Origin of the sequence: Novosphingobium sp. HR1a, assembly GCF_015594425.1 — a bacterium.
GTDB lineage: Bacteria > Pseudomonadota > Alphaproteobacteria > Sphingomonadales > Sphingomonadaceae > Novosphingobium > Novosphingobium resinovorum_A.
Genome location: NZ_JABXWS010000034.1, coordinates 1 through 16,701 on the forward strand (window position 1 = coordinate 1; position 16,701 = coordinate 16,701).

Genomic DNA, 16,701 nt, shown 5'->3' on the forward strand with positions numbered 1-16,701 from the left:
GTCGTCGTCCGCCGTCCCGTCCGTCGGTCGGTCGGGCGGGTGGGTGGTGGTGTTTGTCGCGTGCATTCCTTCGTTTCGCCAGAACCGCATTGCCATGGAGCCATTTCAGCGCATAGCGAAGGACAATGACCGAACTCGTCTCCCACCCCGCCCACCCTCCACTCGCCGTCCGCAGTGTGGAGGCGCGGATCATCGGGCATGACGCGCAGTGGCTGCGCGCGCGCTGGAAGATCATGGGGGCGGGAAAACTGGTCGTGCCGCCTTTCGCGGGCAAGGGCAGGGCGGATGGCTTGTGGCAGACCACCTGCTTCGAGCTGTTTCTCCAGCACGGCGATGGACCGGGCTATACCGAGATCAACCTTTCTCCCTCCGAGCGCTGGAACGTCTACGACTTCACCGCCCGGCGCGAAGGCATGGCCGAAAGGCCGATGCCGCGCGAACCCGAGTGCACCATCCGGCAGGGCACCGACATGGCGATCTTCGATGCCGCGATCCCCGCCGCCGGGCTGCCGCTTGCGCCGTGGCGGTGCGGTTTCACGGCGGTGATAGAGGAACAAGGCGGCCACAAGAGTTACTGGGCACTGGCCCATTGCAGTGACGCTCCCGACTTCCACGATCCGGCTTGCTTCACGGCGACCATTGCGGCACCCACCGCGCCATGAAATTCGGTATCGACCGCCTGCTGGCGGACCCCGCCCTGCGCGCCCCGCTCGAAGGCAAGCGCGTTTCGCTCATCGCCCATCCGGCCTCGGTGACCGAGGAACTGGTCCATTCGCTGGACGCCCTGATCGCGGCCGGGGTCAACGTGACCAGCGCCTTCGGCCCGCAGCACGGTCTCAAGGGCGACAAGCAGGACAACATGGTCGAGACGTTCGACGAGACCGATCCGGTTTACGGCATCCCGGTGTTCAGTCTCTACGGCGAGGTGCGCCGCCCGACCGGGCAGATGATGTCGACCGCCGATGTGTTCCTGTTCGACCTACAGGACCTCGGCTGCCGCATCTATACTTTCGTCACTACGCTGCTCTACCTGTGCGAAGAGGCCGCCGCGCAGGGCAAGAGCGTCTGGGTGCTCGATCGCCCCAACCCCGCCGGACGTCCGGTCGAGGGCACGACGCTGCTGCCGGGGCAAGAGAGCTTCGTCGGTGCCGGGCCGATGCCGATGCGCCACGGGCTGACACTTGGCGAGATGGGCCACTGGTTCATCCGCCATTTCGGCCTGAACGTGGATTACCGCGTGATCGCCATGGAGGGCTGGGAGCCCGAGTCCGCGCCCGGTTTCGGCTGGCCGCAGGACCGCATCTGGATCAACCCGAGCCCCAATGCCGCCAACCTCAACATGGCCCGCGCCTATGCCGGGACGGTCATGATCGAGGGCGCGACCGTCTCCGAAGGGCGCGGGACCACCCGCCCGCTCGAAATCCTGTTCGGAGCCCCCGACATCGATGCCAAGGCGGTACTCGCCGAGATGCGCGCCTTCGCGCCCGAATGGCTGGAGGGCTGCGCGATCCGCGAGTGCTGGTTCGAGCCGACCTTCCACAAGCACGCCAAGACCTTGTGCAACGGTTTGATGATCCACGCGGAAGGCGCGTTCTATGATCACCAGGCATTCCGTCCGTGGCGGTTGCAGGCACTGGCGTTCAAGGCGATCAGGCGCCTTTATCCGCACTATCCGCTCTGGCGCGACTTCCCGTACGAGTATGAATTCGAGCGCCTTGCCATCGACGTCATCAACGGTGGCCCGGCCTTGCGCGAATGGGTCGATGACCCGGCTTCCACGCCCGCCGATCTCGATGCGATCGCCGCCCGCGACGAGGCCGCCTGGCGCGCCGGAGTCGCGGACCTGCTGCTTTACTGAGCCGGCTTCACTTTGGCGGGGTCGTTGGTTACGGCAGGGGGCTCGATGGTCCGGCCCGTGCCCGCCTCGGTGAGCACGGAGCAGCCGTTGACTCGCTTCTCCACCGCGCTGAGCAGCATCGGCGCGTCCCTGCCGGGCTCGAACTTTACCGTGCCGGTGCTGGCGGAAACCTGCTCGACCTTGAATTCGCACTGACGAGTTTTGGCAGCGCTGGCTTCACCCTGAACTGCCACGCCGGCAGCGAGCATCAGCAGAAACGTCATCATCGGTCATCTCCTTGGTGTATCGATCCTATCACGCCGACGGCGACGGTCACCCCTTCTTGCGCGTGAGTTCGCGCATCGCCGAGTCCAGCCCGTCCAGCGTCAGCGGGTACATCGCTCCGCCCATGATCTCGCGGATCATGCGAGTCGAACCCGAATAGCCCCACTGTCGTTCGGGGCTGGGGTTCAGCCACACCGTCGCCGGATAAGTCTGCACCACGCGGTTCAGCCAGACCGTGCCTGCTTCCTCGTTCATGTGCTCCACCGAGCCGCCGGGATGGCTGATCTCGTAGGGGCTCATCGCGGCGTCGCCGACGAAGATCACCTTGTAGTCGTGACCGTACTTGTGGAGCACGTCCCAAGTCGGCGTGCGCTGCGACCAGCGGCGGCGGTTGTCCTTCCATACGCCTTCGTAGAGGCAGTTGTGGAAGTAGAAGAACTCCATGTTCTTGAACTCCGCCGTGGCGGCGCTGAACAGTTCCTCGATCAGCCTGACGAACGGGTCCATCGAGCCGCCGACGTCGAGGAACAGCAGGACCTTCACCGCATTGTGCCGCTCGGGCCGCATGACGACGTCGAGCCAGCCCTGCTTGGCGGTCCCGGCGATGGTGGCGTCCAGATCAAGCTCCTCCGCCGCGCCTTCGCGGGCGAAGCGGCGCAGGCGGCGCAGCGCCACCTTGATGTTGCGGGTGCCGAGTTCACGGGTGTTGTCGAGGTTGGCGAACTCGCGCTTTTCCCAGACCTTGATCGCGCGGCCCTGCTTGCCTTCCCCGCCGATCCGCACGCCTTCGGGGTTGTAGCCCGAGTGCCCGAACGGCGAGGTGCCGTTGGTGCCGATCCACTTGTTGCCGCCCTGATGGCGCTTTTCCTGCTCCTCCAGACGCTTCTTCAGCGTCTCCATGATCTCGTCCCAGGACCCGAGCGCCTTCACCGCCTCCATCTCCTCGGCCGAGAAGTAGCGTTCGGCGAGCTTCTTGAGCCAGTCTTCGGGGATATCGACGGGCTGTTGGCCGTAGTCGCTGAACACGCCTTCGAAGACCTTGCGGAATACCTGGTCGAAGCGGTCCAGCAGGCCCTCGTCCTTCACAAAGGTGGCGCGGCTGAGGTAGTAGAACGCCTCGGGCGTCTGCTCGATCACGTCCTTGTCGAGCGCTTCCAGCAGCACGAGGTGCTCCTTGAGCGAGGCCGGAATGCCTGCGCTGCGCAGTTCGTCGATGAAGTTCAGGAACATGGGGCGCCTTCCCTGCGGCCTTGAGCGCGCATCTTCGGCCTATGCACGGCCGCGACCAGCACGAAGGAAATATACATCAACAGATACCACGCACCCAGCTTGCCGAAGTGGACCATCGCCCAGCCGCTGCGCTGGCTCGGGTAGATCCACGCGTGCGAGAAGGTCGCGAGGTTCTCCGCGAACCAGATGAACAGCGCGACGAGGAACCAGCCGAGCAGCAGCGGCATCCACCGATCCTCCCGCCAGACACGGAACCAGATGCGGGTGCGGGCGAAGCACAGGGCCAGCATGGCGAATAGCGCGAGCCGCAAGTCGGGCAGCCAGTGATGCGCGAAGAAATTGACGTAGATCGCCAAAGCCAGCACCACTGAAAGCCCCTCGCGCGGGTAGCCGGTGAAGCGGAAGTCGAAGATACGCCAGACGCGGGCGATGTAGCTGCCGACGGCCGCATACATGAATCCCGAGAACAGCGGCACCGCGCCCACACGCAACATCGCGGTTTCGGGATACTCCCACGATCCAACGGCGGTCTTGAAAAGCTCCATCACGGTGCCGACGACGTGAAAGGCAAGGATGACCTTGGCTTCGTCCAACGTCTCCAGCCGCAGCGCGAGCATCGCCAACTGGATGGCGAACGCACTGATGGTCAGGAAATCGTATCGGGCGAGCGGCGCATCGTCGGGATAGAACAAGTGCGTGCCGAGGAGCAGCGCGAGCAGCAGCCCGCCAAACAGGCAGGCCCAGCCCTGTTTGAAGCCGAACAGCAGGAACTCGTAGACCCACGCGCGCCAGCCCGGACGCGGCGTGAAGCCCTCGAGCCGCGCGCGGATCGCGGCGAAACGGGTGTGCGTGCTCGGCCCTGCGGTCATGACCCGGTGCCGCCGATCAGTCCTGCGGCGTGGGAGCCGGGGCAGGGGGCTGCTGCGGCCAGCGTTCCAGCGCCGGATCGATCACCGCCCAGTCCGGTGCGTCGTCGGTCCAGATCGCCATCGCGGGCCTCACGCCATGGTCGCCTTCGAGCAGGCCGATGCGAATGGTGCGGAACTGCGGGCGCGCGCTCGATCGGCCAAGGACCGGACTGCCGCAGGCCACGCAGAACTCCTGCGTCAGCGTATTGCCGCTGGCCGCGACGTAGACGAATTCGCCGCGATCCCCGGTCAGCGTCACCGCGTCGGTCGGGAACATCGCGTTGTTGGTCGGGCCGCCACCGGCGGTCTTCTGGCACTGGCGGCACCAGCACTGACGGGTGGCGACCGGCTCTGCGGTGATTTCGACGGTAACGGCACCGCAGTTGCAGCGCCCTGAATAGGATGCGGTCATCTCAGCGGTTTCCCCGGGCCATGAAGGCCAGCCTTTCAAACATCATCACGTCCTGCTCGTTCTTGAGCAAGGCCCCGTGCAGCGGCGGGATGGCCTTGGCGGAGTCCCTGTTCTGCAGCACGTCGAGCGGCATGTCCTCGTTCATCAGCAGCTTGAGCCAGTCGAGCAGTTCGCTGGTCGAGGGCTTCTTCTTGAGGCCGGGCACTTCGCGCAGTTCGTAGAAGATCTCCATGGCCTTGCGCACCAGCACCTTCTGGATGCCGGGGAAGTGAACGTCGACGATCGCCTCCATCGTCTCGCGGTCCGGGAAGCGGATATAGTGGAAGAAGCAGCGGCGCAGGAAGGCGTCGGGCAGGTCCTTCTCGTTGTTCGAGGTGATCACCACGATCGGGCGCTCGACGGCGGCGACGTGCTCGCCGGTCTCGTAGACGTCGAAGGCCATGCGATCGAGTTCGGCGAGGAGATCGTTGGGAAACTCGATGTCGGCCTTGTCGATCTCGTCGATCAGCAGGACCGGCAGGCGCGGCGAGGTGAACGCCTCCCACAGCTTGCCCTTGCGGATGTAATTGCCGATGTCGTGCACCCGCGCATCGCCGAGCTGGCCGTCGCGCAGGCGGGCGACGGCGTCGTATTCATACAGGCCCTGATGCGCCTTGGTGGTGGACTTGACGTTCCAGGTGATGAGCGGGGCATCGAGAGCCTCGGCGATCTGTTCGGCCAGCACGGTCTTGCCGGTGCCGGGCTCGCCCTTCACCAGCAGCGGGCGGCGCAGCAGCACGGCGGCATTGACGGCGACCTTGAGGTCCTCGGTGGCGACGTAGTTGCTGGTGCCTTCGAAACGCTGCATCGGCTCATCCTGTGACTTTAACCGTTTGATTAAGCCTTATGGGGTGCGATGCTGCAAGGCAATATCGATCCGGATACGACGGGCGGGCGATGGACTTCCCCGCGCGAGCGTTGCAGAGCAGAGCGCATGGGGCTCGATTTCCTGCGAAAGATGGACTGGCTGGGCGCGGCGCGTTGCGGCGCTTACTTGCGGATTCTCGCGCTGCTCAATGTCGCGATGCTGGCTTGGCTGGTGGCGAGTTCGCATGGCGGTGTCGATCGCAACGGCTTCCTGCTGGGGAGCGATTTCATCAGCTTCTGGACGGTCGGGCACATGCTCCGGGCAGGCGCGGACGTGTACGATGGCGCCGCGCATATCGCCGCGCAAAGGGCCTTCTTTGCATCCGAGGGCGGTTACACCGCCTTCTTCTACCCGCCCTCATTCCTGCCGTTCTGCTGGCCGCTCGGCGGGCTGGGCTATTTCCCGGCGCTCGCCGCGTGGCTGGTCACGACGGGGGCGGTCTATGTCGCGAGCGTGCGGGCGTGGTGGCACCGGTTTTTGGTGCCGGTTCCTTTGTGGCTGCTGCTCCTCGCGTTCCCGGCGGTGCCGATCGTGGTGACGCACGGCCAGACGGCGTTCCTCGTCGCGGGATTGCTCGGGGCTGGACTGTGGCTCGTGCCCACGCGGCCGGTGCTGGCGGGCGTGCTGCTGGGGCTGGCGACGATCAAGCCGCAGTTCGGGCTGCTGCTGCCGATCGTGCTGCTGCTCACCGGTCAATGGCGAACGATCCTCGCAGCCGCCCTCACCGCCGGACTGCTTGCCGCCGCCTCGGCGCTGCTGTTCGGTGGCGAGGTCTGGTCAGGCTGGCTCTCCGCCAGTGCCCGCGCCGAGGAGGCCATGGCGGCAGGCGCGGTCGGCTACGCCAAGATGATGAGCCCCTTCGCGGCGCTCAAGCTGCTGGGCGCCGCGACATCGGTTGCCTATGCGGTGCAGGCGGTGGTGGCGCTGGTGATAGCGGGCCTATTGGCGCGGGCAGCATGGCGAAGGGGCTGGTCCGATGGTCTGGCCGTCCTCGCCCTCGCCGGAGCGCCGCTGGTGACGCCCTTCGTACTCGACTACGACATGGTGCTGCTGGCGTTCCCGCTACTCTGGCTGGTGGGGCAGGGGCTGCGCCGCGGCTTCGCCGGGTGGGAGAAGCTGGCGATCCTCCTCGCCTTCGCCGCGCCAGCCTTCGCGCGGCCTTTGGCGATGAACCTTGCTCTGCCGGTGATGCCGCTGGTGCTGGGCCTGTTGTTTGCAGTGCTGTGGCGACGGGTCAGCCGGCCAGCTTCGCCAGTCGCAGCATGAGCACTTCGAAGCGTTTGTTGTCGATCGGCGCCTTCGGATCGTTCCAGCTTCCCGTCACCACCGACCATGTCTCGACTTTGTCGCGCAGCAGCCAGGTCATGCTCATCACGCCGTCCTCCGAGCCGCCTTTGTAGCCCACGTAGGCCCGCGTGCGGGCCGTGGCGCTATCCATCGCCGGGTTGATGGCGAGGATGTCGAACGCCTCGCGGCTGTCGAGGCGGCGCAAGTCGTCCATCACCCCTGCAAGGTCTGCAGGGGAGGAGAACCATTCGATCCGGTCGATCGCCACCGGGCCATGACCGAAGACTTCGCCGGGATCGGCCTCGGCGACCCGCGAGAGGTCCAGCGCATCGAGCTGGCGCTGACGTTCCTCCGGCGAGGCGCTGGCATACCGCTCCGTGACCGCATCACCGCCGCGCTTGAGGGCGAAGAGCTGCGCGGTCGTCATTATCGGCGCCATCGCCTCGGGCCTTGCGTGCCGGGCGAGGCGGACTTCGCGTGCCAATGCCTCCTGCCCGGCAAGGCGCACCAGCATGTCGGTCGCGGTATTGTCGCTGATGGAGATCATCAGGCTGGCGAGGGTATGCACCGTCACCGGCGCACCGTCGGGGAGGGTGTGCACGGTGCCGCTCGGGAAGGACTTGCCCGATACGAGCACGACGTCGCTCCAGCGCCGCTTGCCTTCCTTCACCTGCCGCGCCAGCGCCGCGAGGACGTAGAGCTTGAACGAGGAGCCCACTGCGAACGGTGTCGTCACCTCGCGGCCTTTGGCGAGCACCGGCGCGTCATCACCGAGGCGATAGACCGCGAACCCGGCCTTTCCCGGCAGGGCTGCAAAATCCGCATCCAGCTTGTCGAGGCTGTCGCCTGCAGGCGTCACCGCGAAGATGCGAAAGCCCGCCACCAGGGGCTTGTCGCCCGGTCCCAGTTCGATCCGGGCGGGCGCGGTGGCATTGGCGAGTTTCAGGGTGAAGGTGGCCGAACGTTGCTGTTCGCGCTTGAAGTCCGCATATCCTTCCACCGCACCGCCCTGCGCCGCGATCTGCGAGGTGAGGGCACGAAGGCGCTCGGCCGGAACTTCGCTCAGGAAGCGGGCGTCGAAAGTCTCTGCGGCATCGCGCTTGCCCTGCATGACCGCGACGACCTCCGCGACACGCTGCTTGAGCAAAGCCTCGGTATCGTCCTGCGCATGTGCCGCGCCGCTACCCAGAACGAGTGCCAGCACGAAACTGAGAAAACCCCGCCATCCGCTCATTGCCTGCCCCCGGCCTGACCATCGCGGGCAGGCTGACGGCAGGCGGGATGAAGGTCAACGGGTGTTCATCGGGCGGTATCCGTCAGGCGTCGATCAGTTCGCGGTCGAGGTCGCCGGCGCGGTTCTGGATGAAGTGGAAGCGATGTTCGGGATTGCGGCCCATCAGGCGGTCGACGAGATCCTTCACTGCGAATCGGCCCTCGCTCTCCTGCGGCAGGGTGATGCGGATCAGGGAGCGGGTGTCCGGGCTCATCGTCGTCTCGCGCAGCTGGCCGGGGTTCATCTCGCCAAGGCCCTTGAAGCGGCCGACTTCGACCTTCTTGCCCTTGAACTTGGTCGCTTCCAGTTCGGCACGGTGGGCATCGTCGCGGGCGTAGGCGGAAGTCGCGCCCGAAGTCAGGCGGTAGAGCGGCGGCTGCGCGAGGTAGAGGTGGCCGCGCCGAACGATGTCCGGCATCTCCTGGAAGAAGAACGTCATCAGCAGCGTGGCGATGTGGGCGCCGTCGACGTCGGCGTCGGTCATGATGACGATGCGGTCATAGCGCAAGTTGTCGGCGTTGCAGTCCTTGCGCGTGCCGCAGCCGAGCGCGAGGCCGAGGTCGGCGATTTCCTGGTTGGCGCGGATCTTGTCGGCCGTGGCCGATGCGACGTTGAGGATCTTACCGCGGATCGGCAGGATCGCCTGCGTCTTGCGATCGCGCGCCTGCTTGGCCGAGCCGCCTGCCGAATCGCCCTCGACGATGAACAGTTCGGTTTCGCCGTGACCTTCGCCCGAGCAGTCGGTCAGCTTGCCGGGAAGGCGCAGCTTGCGGGCGTTGGTGGCGGTCTTGCGCTTGACCTCGCGCTCCGCCTTGCGGCGCAGGCGTTCGTCCATGCGCTCCATGACGGAGCCCAGCAGCGCCTTGCCGCGATCGAGGTTGTCGGTGAGGAAGTGGTCGAAGTGGTCGCGCACCGCCGCCTCGACCATGCGTGCGGCCTCGGGCGAGGTCAGGCGGTCCTTGGTCTGGCTCTGGAACTGCGGGTCGCGGATGAAGACCGAGAGCATCACCTCACTGCCGGTCACCACGTCGTCCGGCGTGATGTCCTTGGCCTTCTTGGCCTGGCCGACGAGATCGGCGAAAGCACGAATGCCCTTGGTCAGCGCGCCGCGCAGGCCCTGCTCATGGGTGCCGCCGTCGGGCGTCGGGATGGTGTTGCAGTACCACGAGTACGAGCCGTCGGAGTAGAGCGGCCAGGCGATCGCCCATTCGACGCGGCCTTGTTCGGAGCCGTCCTCGCCCTTGGGGAAGTCCTGTGATCCGGAGAAGAACTGCGTGGTCACGCATTCGCGAGTGCCGATCTGCTCGGCAAGGTGATCGGCAAGGCCGCCGGGGAACTGGAAGGTCGCCTCCGCCGGAACCCCGTCCACCGCGAGTGCAGGCGCGCACTTCCAGCGGATTTCGACGCCTGCGAATAGGTACGCCTTGGAGCGCACCAGCTTGAACAGACGCGCGGGCTTGAACTTCTGGTCGCCGAAGATTTCGGTGTCGGGCGTGAAGGTGACGGCCGTGCCGCGCCGGTTCGGCGCTGCGCCGACACGCTGGATCGGACCGAGCGTCACGCCGCGAGAGAATTCCTGCGCGTAGAGTTCCTTGTTGCGTGCCACTTCCACGCGCGTCTTTACCGACAGCGCGTTGACCACCGAGATGCCGACGCCGTGCAGGCCGCCCGAAGTGGCGTAGGCCTTGCCGGAGAACTTGCCGCCCGAGTGCAGGGTGGAAAGGATGACCTCCAGCGCCGACTTGCCCGGGAATTTGGGATGCTCGTCCACCGGGATGCCGCGGCCGTTGTCGGTGATGGTGATGCGGCCGGCGGTGCCGGGTTCGTCCTCCAGCGTCACCTCGATGCGGTTGGCGTGACCGGCGACGGCCTCGTCCATCGCGTTGTCGAGGACTTCGGCCGCAAGGTGGTGCAGCGCGCGCTCATCCGTGCCGCCGATGTACATGCCCGGACGGCGGCGGACGGGTTCGAGCCCCTCCAGCACCTCGATCGCGGAACCGTCATAGGACTCGCCGGTGGCGGCGGGGAGCTTGTCGAAGAGGTCGTCGGACATGGCGGCCACTATAGGGCGCGCGGAATCGTGGGGGCAAGCAGGGGTTTGCGCTTTATCCGCAGGGCTTGAAGGGAGGTGTTGGAACCGGCCCACCCCCAACCCCTCCCGCAAGCGGGAGGGGAGTTCATGTCGTTTTTGCCCTCTCGCTTGCGGGAGGGCCGGAAGGCTTGGCAGCTGGCTGCCTAGCCGGACGGGGTGGGCAGAGCCTTACTCCCCGAACTTCACCGGCGCCGGGCTGACGACCTTCACCGTGCCCGCGCCGACCTCACGCACTTCCAGCGCGCGCTCGATCAGGCCGCCCTTGGTGAAGCGGAACGCGCCGTCCACGCCAAGGAAGCCACCGGGAAACGCCTTGGTGTCGCGCAGGGTATCGACCGGGAAGCGGGTGCCCGGCTTCCAGTCGCGCGCGACGCGAAGGGTCAGGAGCACCGCATCATAGCCGAGCGTGGCGATACGGAACGGCTGGCTACCGAAGCGCGCGCGGTAGCTCTTGGAGAACTGTGCGAAGCGCTGGTCGGACACGGTCGAATACCAGGCGCCTGCCAGTGCTGCCGAGGCGTTGACGTCACGCTCGCCGCTCCACAGTTCGGTGCCGAGGATCTTCACGCCGGGCGTCTTCGCCGCGCCCTTGAAGGCCGTGGCGGCACGAACCGAGAGCGATCCGCTGTCGGCGATCAGCAGGGCGTCGAAACCGCCCTTGGCCTTCACGCGCTGCGCGGCCGAAGCGATCGATACGGCGCTGCGCTCGTAGGGCTCCAGAGCGATCACCGAGCCGCCACTGGCGCGTACCGCCTGCAGCAGCGCGGCGCTGGTACGGTCGCCGTAGTCGCCGCGCGGAACCAGCGCGCCGAACGTGGAGATGCCCTGCGAACGGGCATACTGCACCGTGCGGGTCACCGACTGCCCGGGCAGGTTGCCCATGATGAGGACATCGCGGTTCGCCGCCTGCTCGTCATTGGAGAACGAGATGACGGGAACCTTGGCCGCCTTGGCGATGCCCGAGACGGCCGGGATGTCGTCGGCGAGCAGCGGGCCGAGGATCAGCTGGTTGCCGTCCGTCACCGCGCGGCGGGCAGCTTCGGCCGGATTGGCGCTGGTATCGTACGTCGTCACGCGCAGGTTCTTCGCGGCGGTGTCGAGCAGGGCCATGTTGGCGGCATTGGCGATCGCCTGGCCGACGCCCGCGTTGGCGCCGGTCATCGGCACCAGCAGCGCGATGCTGTGACGGTCCTTGTCCACCGGCAGTTCGCTCTGCGAGGGAGGAGGCGTGGGCGCGGGCGGCGGGCCGGGCTGAGGCGCCTTGGGCACCACGGTACAACCGGCGACCAGAGCCATGGCGGCCGCGGCGAGAAGACTGCGACGATTGAGGCGCCCGTTCCCTTTAAGGTCGAACATAGCTTGCCGCTCCCTCGGTATCTGGGCCATGAGTCTGGCCGATGGAAAACACACTCTTGCCGGGCCTTTACATAGTCGCAACCCCGATTGGCAACCTAGGGGACATTACCCTCAGGGCAATCGAGACCCTGCGCGGCGTCTCCGCAGTCGCCTGCGAGGACACTCGCGTGACGGGCAAGCTGTTGCATCACCTCGGTTTGAAGAAGAAGCTGGTACGCTACGACGACCACGCTGGGGAGGGCGATCGCGAACGGCTGCTGGCGCTGATGGAAGCAGAGCCGGTCGCACTGGTCAGCGATGCGGGGACGCCGCTGATCTCGGACCCGGGCTATCGCCTCGTGCGTACCGCAAGGGAGCGGGGAATCGCGGTAACCAGCCTGCCGGGGCCGAATGCGGCGGTAGTGGCGATGACGCTTTCGGGCCTGCCGAACGACCGCTTCCTGTTCGCCGGTTTCCTGCCGAACAAGGCCAAGGCGCGCGAGGACATGCTGGCCGAACTGGGTAAGGTTCCCGCCACGCTGATCTTCTACGATACGGCGCCGCGCCTTGACGCGTCGCTGGCCGCGATCGCCTCGGTGCTGCCGGGGCGAGAGGTTGCCGTGGGGCGGGAACTGACCAAGAAATTCGAGGAATGCCGCAGCGGTTCTCCACAGGAACTGTCGGAATACTACGCCGCGCACCCGCCCAAGGGTGAGATCGTGCTGCTGATCGCACCGCCCGGAGAGGAACCGTTGGGAGAAGTGGACGTCGATGCCCTGCTGCGCGAGGCGCTGGCCACGGCCAAGGCCTCGCAGGCGGCAGCGGCGGTGGCGAAGGCGACCGGGCTCGACCGCAAGACGCTCTATGCCCGGGCACTCGAACTCAAATGAGCGAGCGGCGCAAGCGGGCCGAGCGGCATGGGCGGCGCGGGGAGTGGATCGCCGCGCTCTACCTCTGGCTCACCGGCTGGCGTGTCGTCGGGCGGCGGGTGAAGACCCGCAAGGGCGAGGTGGATATCGTCGCGCGGCGCGGCCGCACGGTCTGTTTCGTCGAGGTGAAGTGGCGGGCGACGCAGGCGGAACTCGCCATGGCCATCGATGAGCGGCGGCTCAGGCGCGTGGCCGATGCCGCGCAATTGATAGCGAGCCGCTATGCACGTCCCGGCGACGACCAGCGCATCGACGTGATCCTGATCGCGCCTTGGGTTTGGCCCCGCCGAATCGTCAATGCCTGGCAGCCAGGAGGCTGACGCGGACTTGAAACTCGCGATTGAGGTCGCACCTAGGCGCGAACGCGGCTAGACCGCCGCCGACCAAAGTACCCCCGACTCCGAAAGGCCCGAATCCGCCATGACTTTGCGCGTCGCCGTCCAGATGGACCCGCTCGAAACGATCAAGATCGCGGGCGATTCGAGCTTCGCCCTGATGCTCGCCGCGCAGGCGAGGGGGCACACCCTCTATCACTACGACGTGCGCACGCTGGCCTACGACACCGCGCACGGCGCTGGCGGCCGCCTGACCTGCTGGGGCGCGCCCGTCACCGTCCAGCGCGTCGAGGGCAATCACTTCACGCGCGGCGAGTATCGCCTGATTGACCTTGGCGAAGACATCGACGTGGTGCTGATGCGCCAGGACCCGCCCTTCGACCTGGGTTACATCACTGCGACGCACCTGCTGGAGCGGCTCGCAGGAAAGACGCTGGTGGTCAACGACCCTGCTTCTGTGCGCAATGCGCCGGAGAAGGTCTTCGTGCTCGACTACGCGCGGTTCATGCCGCCAACCTTCATCGCCCGCCGGATCGAGGACGTGAAGGCGTTCAACCTGCGCCATCCCGGCGACCTCGTGATCAAGCCGCTTCACGGCAACGGCGGCAAGGCGGTGTTCCGCGTACCCGCCGACGGATCGAACCTCGGCGCGCTGATCGAAATGTTCGAGAACGCCTGGGTCGAGCCGTTCATGGTCCAGCCCTTCCTCCCCGACGTGTCGGAAGGCGACAAGCGCATCGTCCTCGTCGACGGCGAGTTCGCGGGCGCCATCAACCGCAAGCCGGGCGAGGGCGAGTTCCGCTCGAACCTCGCGGTGGGCGGCTCGGCCGAGGCCAGCACGCTCACTTCGGCGGAAGAGGAAATCTGCGCGGCGCTTGGGCCGGAACTCAAGGCGCGGGGGCTGGTTTTCGTCGGTATCGACGTGATTGGCGGAAAATGGCTGACGGAAATCAACGTGACTTCGCCCACCGGCATCGTGGCGATCGACCGGTTCAACGGCACAGATACGGCCGCGCGCATTTGGGATGCGATCGAAAGGCGGCATGCCGCGATGTGATCTTTTCTCCTGCCCCTTCAGGGGCGGGATACGCAGGCTTGGCCGCTCAGCGGCCTAGCCGAAGTTGGGTGGGGCTGGTGCTCAAGCTCCCCTTCCAAGCTGCGCTATCCTTCCCCCTGACAGGGCAAGGACAACCGGGTGTCGCTCATCGTGGGTGAATGGATCTACGAAATCGTCCGGCAGGGCGGATACCTCGGCATCATGTTCCTCATGGCGCTGGAGAACATCATCCCGCCGATCCCCTCCGAGGTCATCATGGGCCTTGGAGGGATCGCCGTTGCGCGCGGTGACATGCATTTCTGGCCGCTGCTGTTCTGGGGAACCTTGGGATCGGCCCTTGGCAACTACGTGCTGTTCCTCATAGCCGATCGTCTCGGCTACGAGCGGCTGCGGCCGTTCATCGACCGCTGGGGCCGCTGGCTGACGCTGGAATGGCACGATGTCGAAGTGGCCGGACGCTTCCTGCGCAGGCACGGGCACTGGGTGGTCTTCGTGTTCCGCTTCATGCCGATGTTCCGTTCGGTGATCTCGATCCCGGCCGGGCTGGCGCACATGGGGCACGTCAAGTTCTTCGCCTTCACCTTCGTCGGAGCGGCGATCTGGAACGTGGCATTGATTCTCGGCGGCAAGTGGCTCGGCCAGACGCTGGCGCAGGCGGAGCAGTGGCTCGGCTGGGCGACACTAGCGGTCGCTGTGGTGACCGTAGTGTTCTACGTCTGGCGGGTGCTGCGCTGGAAGCCGCGGTCGGAATAGTCAGTCGCGTTCGCGCGGGTGGGCATTGCGATAGACGTCGAGCAGCGTCGCCGCATCGACCTTGGTATAGATCTGCGTCGATCCCAGCGAGGCATGGCCCAGCAGTTCCTGCAATGAGCGCAAGTCCGCCCCCGCACCGAGCAGGTGCGTGGCGAAGCTGTGCCGCAGCGCATGCGGGGTCGCGCTCGCCGGCAGACCCAGCCATACCCGTGCCCGCGCCACTGCCTTCTGCACCATCCCCTGCGACAATGGCCCACCCTTGGCGCCCCGGAACAGCGCCTTGTCACGCTCGACCGGCCACGGCGACAGGGTAAGATACTCCGTCACCGCATTACGCACCGCAAGTAGCAGCGGCACCATCCGAGGCTTCCCGCCCTTGCCGGTGACCGTCAGCGTCTCACCCAGCGGCAGCGCGGCGCCCGTCAGCGACAGCGCCTCGGCGATACGCAGGCCGGAGCCATAGAGCAGCATCAGCACCGCGCGGTCCCGCGCGCCGATCCAGGGCTCCGAAGCGTCGTCCCGGACCCCTTCCGCAAGGCCCACCGCTTCGTCCGGGGTGACGGGGCGCGGCAGGCCTTTCTTGACGCGCGGCCCCTTAACGCGCGGCGCCGATGCCTGAGCGATCCCGGCCTTTTCCCGTGCGAAGATCAGGAACGCCTTGAGCGCCGAAAGCTCGCGCGCGGCCGAGACATTGCCGATGCCGTCCTGCCGCCGCGCCGCCAGATGCGCGCGCAGTCCCGCCGCATCGAGTACGGCCAGCCTGTGCCAGTCGGCCTCGCCCAGACTGTCGAGCAACCGTCCTGCCGTCGCAACGTAAGCCCGCACCGTATGCGGACTGCGCCGCCGTCCTTGCGCCAGATGGGTGCCCCAGGCTTCGAGCAGGTCGGCCTTCTGCGCCATCAGCCCTCGACCAGTTGTGCGGGCACCAGTTCGCTGAGCAGTCCATCGAGCAGGACCATGCCCGTTTCGGTAACGCCGACCCGCGCGCCGTCGCGCCAGACGAGGGCCTGTCCTTCGTAGAACCGTGTCTTGGCCGGATCGCAAAGCTGATCCTCGGCCATGCCGAACCTTGCCGCCATCGCGGCGAGGTCGACCCCTTCGCGCAGGCGCAAGCCCATCAGCATTGCCTCGCTCGCCTGTTCGGGGATGCCGAGCGGGCGTTCCTCAACGATGCCCTGCGCGGATTTCGCCATCGCGGCGAGCCAGTTCTCCGGCTTGCGGTGGCGCACCGTGGCCAGACCGCCGCGCCGTCCATGCGCGCCGGGGCCGATGCCGCAATAGTCCTGATAGCGCCAGTAGGTGAGGTTGTGACGGCTCTCCTCGCCGGGACGGGCGTGGTTGCTGATCTCGTAGGCCGGGAGCCCTGCGGCGGCAGTGACCTCGCGGGTGAGCGCGAACATGTCGGCGCAGGCGTCCTCGTCGAGCGGGGTGAAGTCACCTTTGCGCACCATCGTCTCGAAGCGCGTGCCGGGCTCGATGGTCAGCTGGTAGAGCGAGAGGTGTCCGGTGCCGTAGGCCAACGCGCGGTCCAGTTCGGCGCGCCAGTCGTTCAGCGACTGGCCGGGACGCGCGTAGATGAGATCGAAGCTGACGCGCTGGAAATGCCGCTGCGCCACTTCCAGCGCTTTCAGGCCTTCCGACGCATCGTGCAAGCGGCCGAGGAAGCGCAGCGTCGCGTCATCCAGCGCCTGCAGGCCCAGCGACACGCGGTTGACGCCGACGTCCGCCAGCGCCGCATAGTTGGCCGCCTCGACCGAGGAGGGGTTGCCCTCCAGCGTGATCTCGATGCCGGGCGCGAAGCCCCACAGCGCCTCGGCCTCCTGCAGCAGACGCGCGACCAGCGCGGGCGGCATCAGCGAGGGCGTGCCACCGCCAAAGAAGATCGACTCCAGCGGTTCTCCGCCTGCGAGCGCGTGTTCGTGGCGCATGTCGGCAAGCAGCGCCTCCTGCCAGTGCGCGTGATCGACACGGTCGCGGACATGGCTGTTGAAGTCGCAGTAAGGGCACTTGGCGAGACAGAACGGCCAATGGATGTAGAGGGCGCGGGCCATCGTTCTCTCA

At 66.7% G+C, this 16,701-nt stretch carries 17 protein-coding genes; 7 read left to right on the forward strand and 10 right to left on the reverse strand.

Annotation, left to right across the window (positions count from 1 at the left end; genetic code table 11):
- Positions 1-125: 125 nt before the first annotated feature.
- A complete protein-coding gene (locus HWN72_RS07270; protein ID WP_036523106.1) occupies positions 126-662 on the forward strand; it encodes a DOMON-like domain-containing protein in 537 nt (178 codons plus the stop codon).
- Complete coding sequence (locus HWN72_RS07275; RefSeq protein WP_211149999.1) at positions 659-1,858, forward strand: exo-beta-N-acetylmuramidase NamZ domain-containing protein; 1,200 nt, start codon at positions 659-661, stop codon at positions 1,856-1,858. Before HWN72_RS07270 ends, HWN72_RS07275 begins: the two co-directional genes overlap by 4 nt.
- On the opposite strand, the gene HWN72_RS07280 is transcribed toward HWN72_RS07275, so the two are convergent.
- Genes HWN72_RS07280 through HWN72_RS07300 form a run of 5 tightly spaced genes read right to left on the reverse strand, consistent with a single transcriptional unit; the run spans position 1,852 to position 5,519 of the window.
- Positions 1,852-2,124, reverse strand: coding sequence for a hypothetical protein (locus HWN72_RS07280; protein WP_036523112.1), 273 nt, complete (start codon positions 2,122-2,124; stop codon positions 1,852-1,854). The genes HWN72_RS07275 and HWN72_RS07280 overlap by 7 nt on opposite strands.
- A gap of 46 nt (positions 2,125-2,170) precedes the next feature.
- Positions 2,171-3,352, reverse strand: coding sequence for a VWA domain-containing protein (locus HWN72_RS07285; protein ID WP_069707712.1), 1,182 nt, complete (start codon positions 3,350-3,352; stop codon positions 2,171-2,173).
- Positions 3,343-4,221 (reverse strand): DUF817 domain-containing protein, encoded by an 879-nt coding sequence (locus HWN72_RS07290; RefSeq protein WP_008833175.1) that lies wholly within the window; start codon positions 4,219-4,221, stop codon positions 3,343-3,345. The genes HWN72_RS07285 and HWN72_RS07290 overlap by 10 nt, the downstream gene beginning before the upstream one ends.
- A gap of 16 nt (positions 4,222-4,237) precedes the next feature.
- Positions 4,238-4,672 (reverse strand): GFA family protein, encoded by a 435-nt coding sequence (locus HWN72_RS07295; RefSeq protein WP_036523115.1) that lies wholly within the window; start codon positions 4,670-4,672, stop codon positions 4,238-4,240.
- A gap of 1 nt (position 4,673) precedes the next feature.
- Complete coding sequence (locus HWN72_RS07300) at positions 4,674-5,519, reverse strand: MoxR family ATPase (RefSeq protein WP_008833173.1); 846 nt, start codon at positions 5,517-5,519, stop codon at positions 4,674-4,676.
- A gap of 126 nt (positions 5,520-5,645) precedes the next feature.
- Between HWN72_RS07300 and HWN72_RS07305 the strand changes: the two genes are divergently transcribed.
- Positions 5,646-6,845 (forward strand): glycosyltransferase family 87 protein, encoded by a 1,200-nt coding sequence (locus HWN72_RS07305; protein ID WP_036523117.1) that lies wholly within the window; start codon positions 5,646-5,648, stop codon positions 6,843-6,845.
- On the opposite strand, the gene HWN72_RS07310 is transcribed toward HWN72_RS07305, so the two are convergent.
- The 3 genes from HWN72_RS07310 to HWN72_RS07320 form a co-directional block, all read right to left on the reverse strand.
- Complete coding sequence (locus HWN72_RS07310; RefSeq protein ID WP_051586687.1) at positions 6,814-8,100, reverse strand: serine hydrolase; 1,287 nt, start codon at positions 8,098-8,100, stop codon at positions 6,814-6,816. The two genes, HWN72_RS07305 and HWN72_RS07310, sit on opposite strands and share 32 nt — an antisense overlap.
- Before the next feature lie 82 nt (positions 8,101-8,182).
- Positions 8,183-10,192 (reverse strand): DNA topoisomerase IV subunit B, encoded by a 2,010-nt coding sequence (parE, locus tag HWN72_RS07315; protein WP_036523120.1) that lies wholly within the window; start codon positions 10,190-10,192, stop codon positions 8,183-8,185.
- Between the two features lie 207 nt (positions 10,193-10,399).
- Positions 10,400-11,587 (reverse strand): penicillin-binding protein activator, encoded by a 1,188-nt coding sequence (locus HWN72_RS07320; protein WP_051586688.1) that lies wholly within the window; start codon positions 11,585-11,587, stop codon positions 10,400-10,402.
- A gap of 41 nt (positions 11,588-11,628) precedes the next feature.
- Between HWN72_RS07320 and rsmI the strand changes: the two genes are divergently transcribed.
- From rsmI to HWN72_RS07340, 4 genes are all read left to right on the forward strand, one after another.
- The gene (gene rsmI, locus HWN72_RS07325) at positions 11,629-12,456 is read left to right on the forward strand and encodes a 16S rRNA (cytidine(1402)-2'-O)-methyltransferase (RefSeq protein WP_036523123.1); all 828 of its coding nucleotides are present in this window, start codon (positions 11,629-11,631) and stop codon (positions 12,454-12,456) included.
- The gene (locus tag HWN72_RS07330; protein ID WP_008833167.1) at positions 12,453-12,815 is read left to right on the forward strand and encodes a YraN family protein; all 363 of its coding nucleotides are present in this window, start codon (positions 12,453-12,455) and stop codon (positions 12,813-12,815) included. Before rsmI ends, HWN72_RS07330 begins: the two co-directional genes overlap by 4 nt.
- 100 nt (positions 12,816-12,915) lie before the next feature.
- Positions 12,916-13,887, forward strand: coding sequence for a glutathione synthase (gshB, locus tag HWN72_RS07335; protein WP_036523126.1), 972 nt, complete (start codon positions 12,916-12,918; stop codon positions 13,885-13,887).
- A 150-nt stretch (positions 13,888-14,037) separates the two neighbouring features.
- The gene (locus HWN72_RS07340; RefSeq protein ID WP_069709141.1) at positions 14,038-14,640 is read left to right on the forward strand and encodes a DedA family protein; all 603 of its coding nucleotides are present in this window, start codon (positions 14,038-14,040) and stop codon (positions 14,638-14,640) included.
- On the opposite strand, the gene HWN72_RS07345 is transcribed toward HWN72_RS07340, so the two are convergent.
- The gene (locus tag HWN72_RS07345) at positions 14,641-15,540 is read right to left on the reverse strand and encodes a tyrosine recombinase XerC (protein ID WP_036523129.1); all 900 of its coding nucleotides are present in this window, start codon (positions 15,538-15,540) and stop codon (positions 14,641-14,643) included.
- Positions 15,540-16,691, reverse strand: a complete 1,152-nt coding sequence (hemW, locus tag HWN72_RS07350; protein WP_069707713.1) for a radical SAM family heme chaperone HemW — start codon at positions 16,689-16,691, stop codon at positions 15,540-15,542. The genes HWN72_RS07345 and hemW overlap by 1 nt, the downstream gene beginning before the upstream one ends.
- Positions 16,692-16,701 lie beyond the last annotated feature (10 nt).

What these genes read in the sequence shown, in the direction of transcription:
- parE (WP_036523120.1), bottom strand. Translation starts at nt 10,192, where the DNA reads ATGTCCGACGACCTCTTCGACAAGCTCCCCGCCGCCACCGGCGAGTCC.
- HWN72_RS07310 (WP_051586687.1), bottom strand. Translation starts at nt 8,100, where the DNA reads ATGAGCGGATGGCGGGGTTTTCTCAGTTTCGTGCTGGCACTCGTTCTG.
- HWN72_RS07285 (WP_069707712.1), bottom strand. Translation starts at nt 3,352, where the DNA reads ATGTTCCTGAACTTCATCGACGAACTGCGCAGCGCAGGCATTCCGGCC.
- HWN72_RS07330 (WP_008833167.1), top strand. Translation starts at nt 12,453, where the DNA reads ATGAGCGAGCGGCGCAAGCGGGCCGAGCGGCATGGGCGGCGCGGGGAG.
- HWN72_RS07280 (WP_036523112.1), bottom strand. Translation starts at nt 2,124, where the DNA reads ATGATGACGTTTCTGCTGATGCTCGCTGCCGGCGTGGCAGTTCAGGGT.
- hemW (WP_069707713.1), bottom strand. Translation starts at nt 16,691, where the DNA reads ATGGCCCGCGCCCTCTACATCCATTGGCCGTTCTGTCTCGCCAAGTGC.
- gshB (WP_036523126.1), top strand. Translation starts at nt 12,916, where the DNA reads ATGACTTTGCGCGTCGCCGTCCAGATGGACCCGCTCGAAACGATCAAG.
- HWN72_RS07295 (WP_036523115.1), bottom strand. Translation starts at nt 4,672, where the DNA reads ATGACCGCATCCTATTCAGGGCGCTGCAACTGCGGTGCCGTTACCGTC.
- HWN72_RS07345 (WP_036523129.1), bottom strand. Translation starts at nt 15,540, where the DNA reads ATGGCGCAGAAGGCCGACCTGCTCGAAGCCTGGGGCACCCATCTGGCG.
- HWN72_RS07320 (WP_051586688.1), bottom strand. Translation starts at nt 11,587, where the DNA reads ATGTTCGACCTTAAAGGGAACGGGCGCCTCAATCGTCGCAGTCTTCTC.
- HWN72_RS07300 (WP_008833173.1), bottom strand. Translation starts at nt 5,519, where the DNA reads ATGCAGCGTTTCGAAGGCACCAGCAACTACGTCGCCACCGAGGACCTC.
- HWN72_RS07305 (WP_036523117.1), top strand. Translation starts at nt 5,646, where the DNA reads ATGGGGCTCGATTTCCTGCGAAAGATGGACTGGCTGGGCGCGGCGCGT.
- HWN72_RS07275 (WP_211149999.1), top strand. Translation starts at nt 659, where the DNA reads ATGAAATTCGGTATCGACCGCCTGCTGGCGGACCCCGCCCTGCGCGCC.
- HWN72_RS07270 (WP_036523106.1), top strand. Translation starts at nt 126, where the DNA reads ATGACCGAACTCGTCTCCCACCCCGCCCACCCTCCACTCGCCGTCCGC.
- rsmI (WP_036523123.1), top strand. Translation starts at nt 11,629, where the DNA reads ATGGAAAACACACTCTTGCCGGGCCTTTACATAGTCGCAACCCCGATT.
- HWN72_RS07290 (WP_008833175.1), bottom strand. Translation starts at nt 4,221, where the DNA reads ATGACCGCAGGGCCGAGCACGCACACCCGTTTCGCCGCGATCCGCGCG.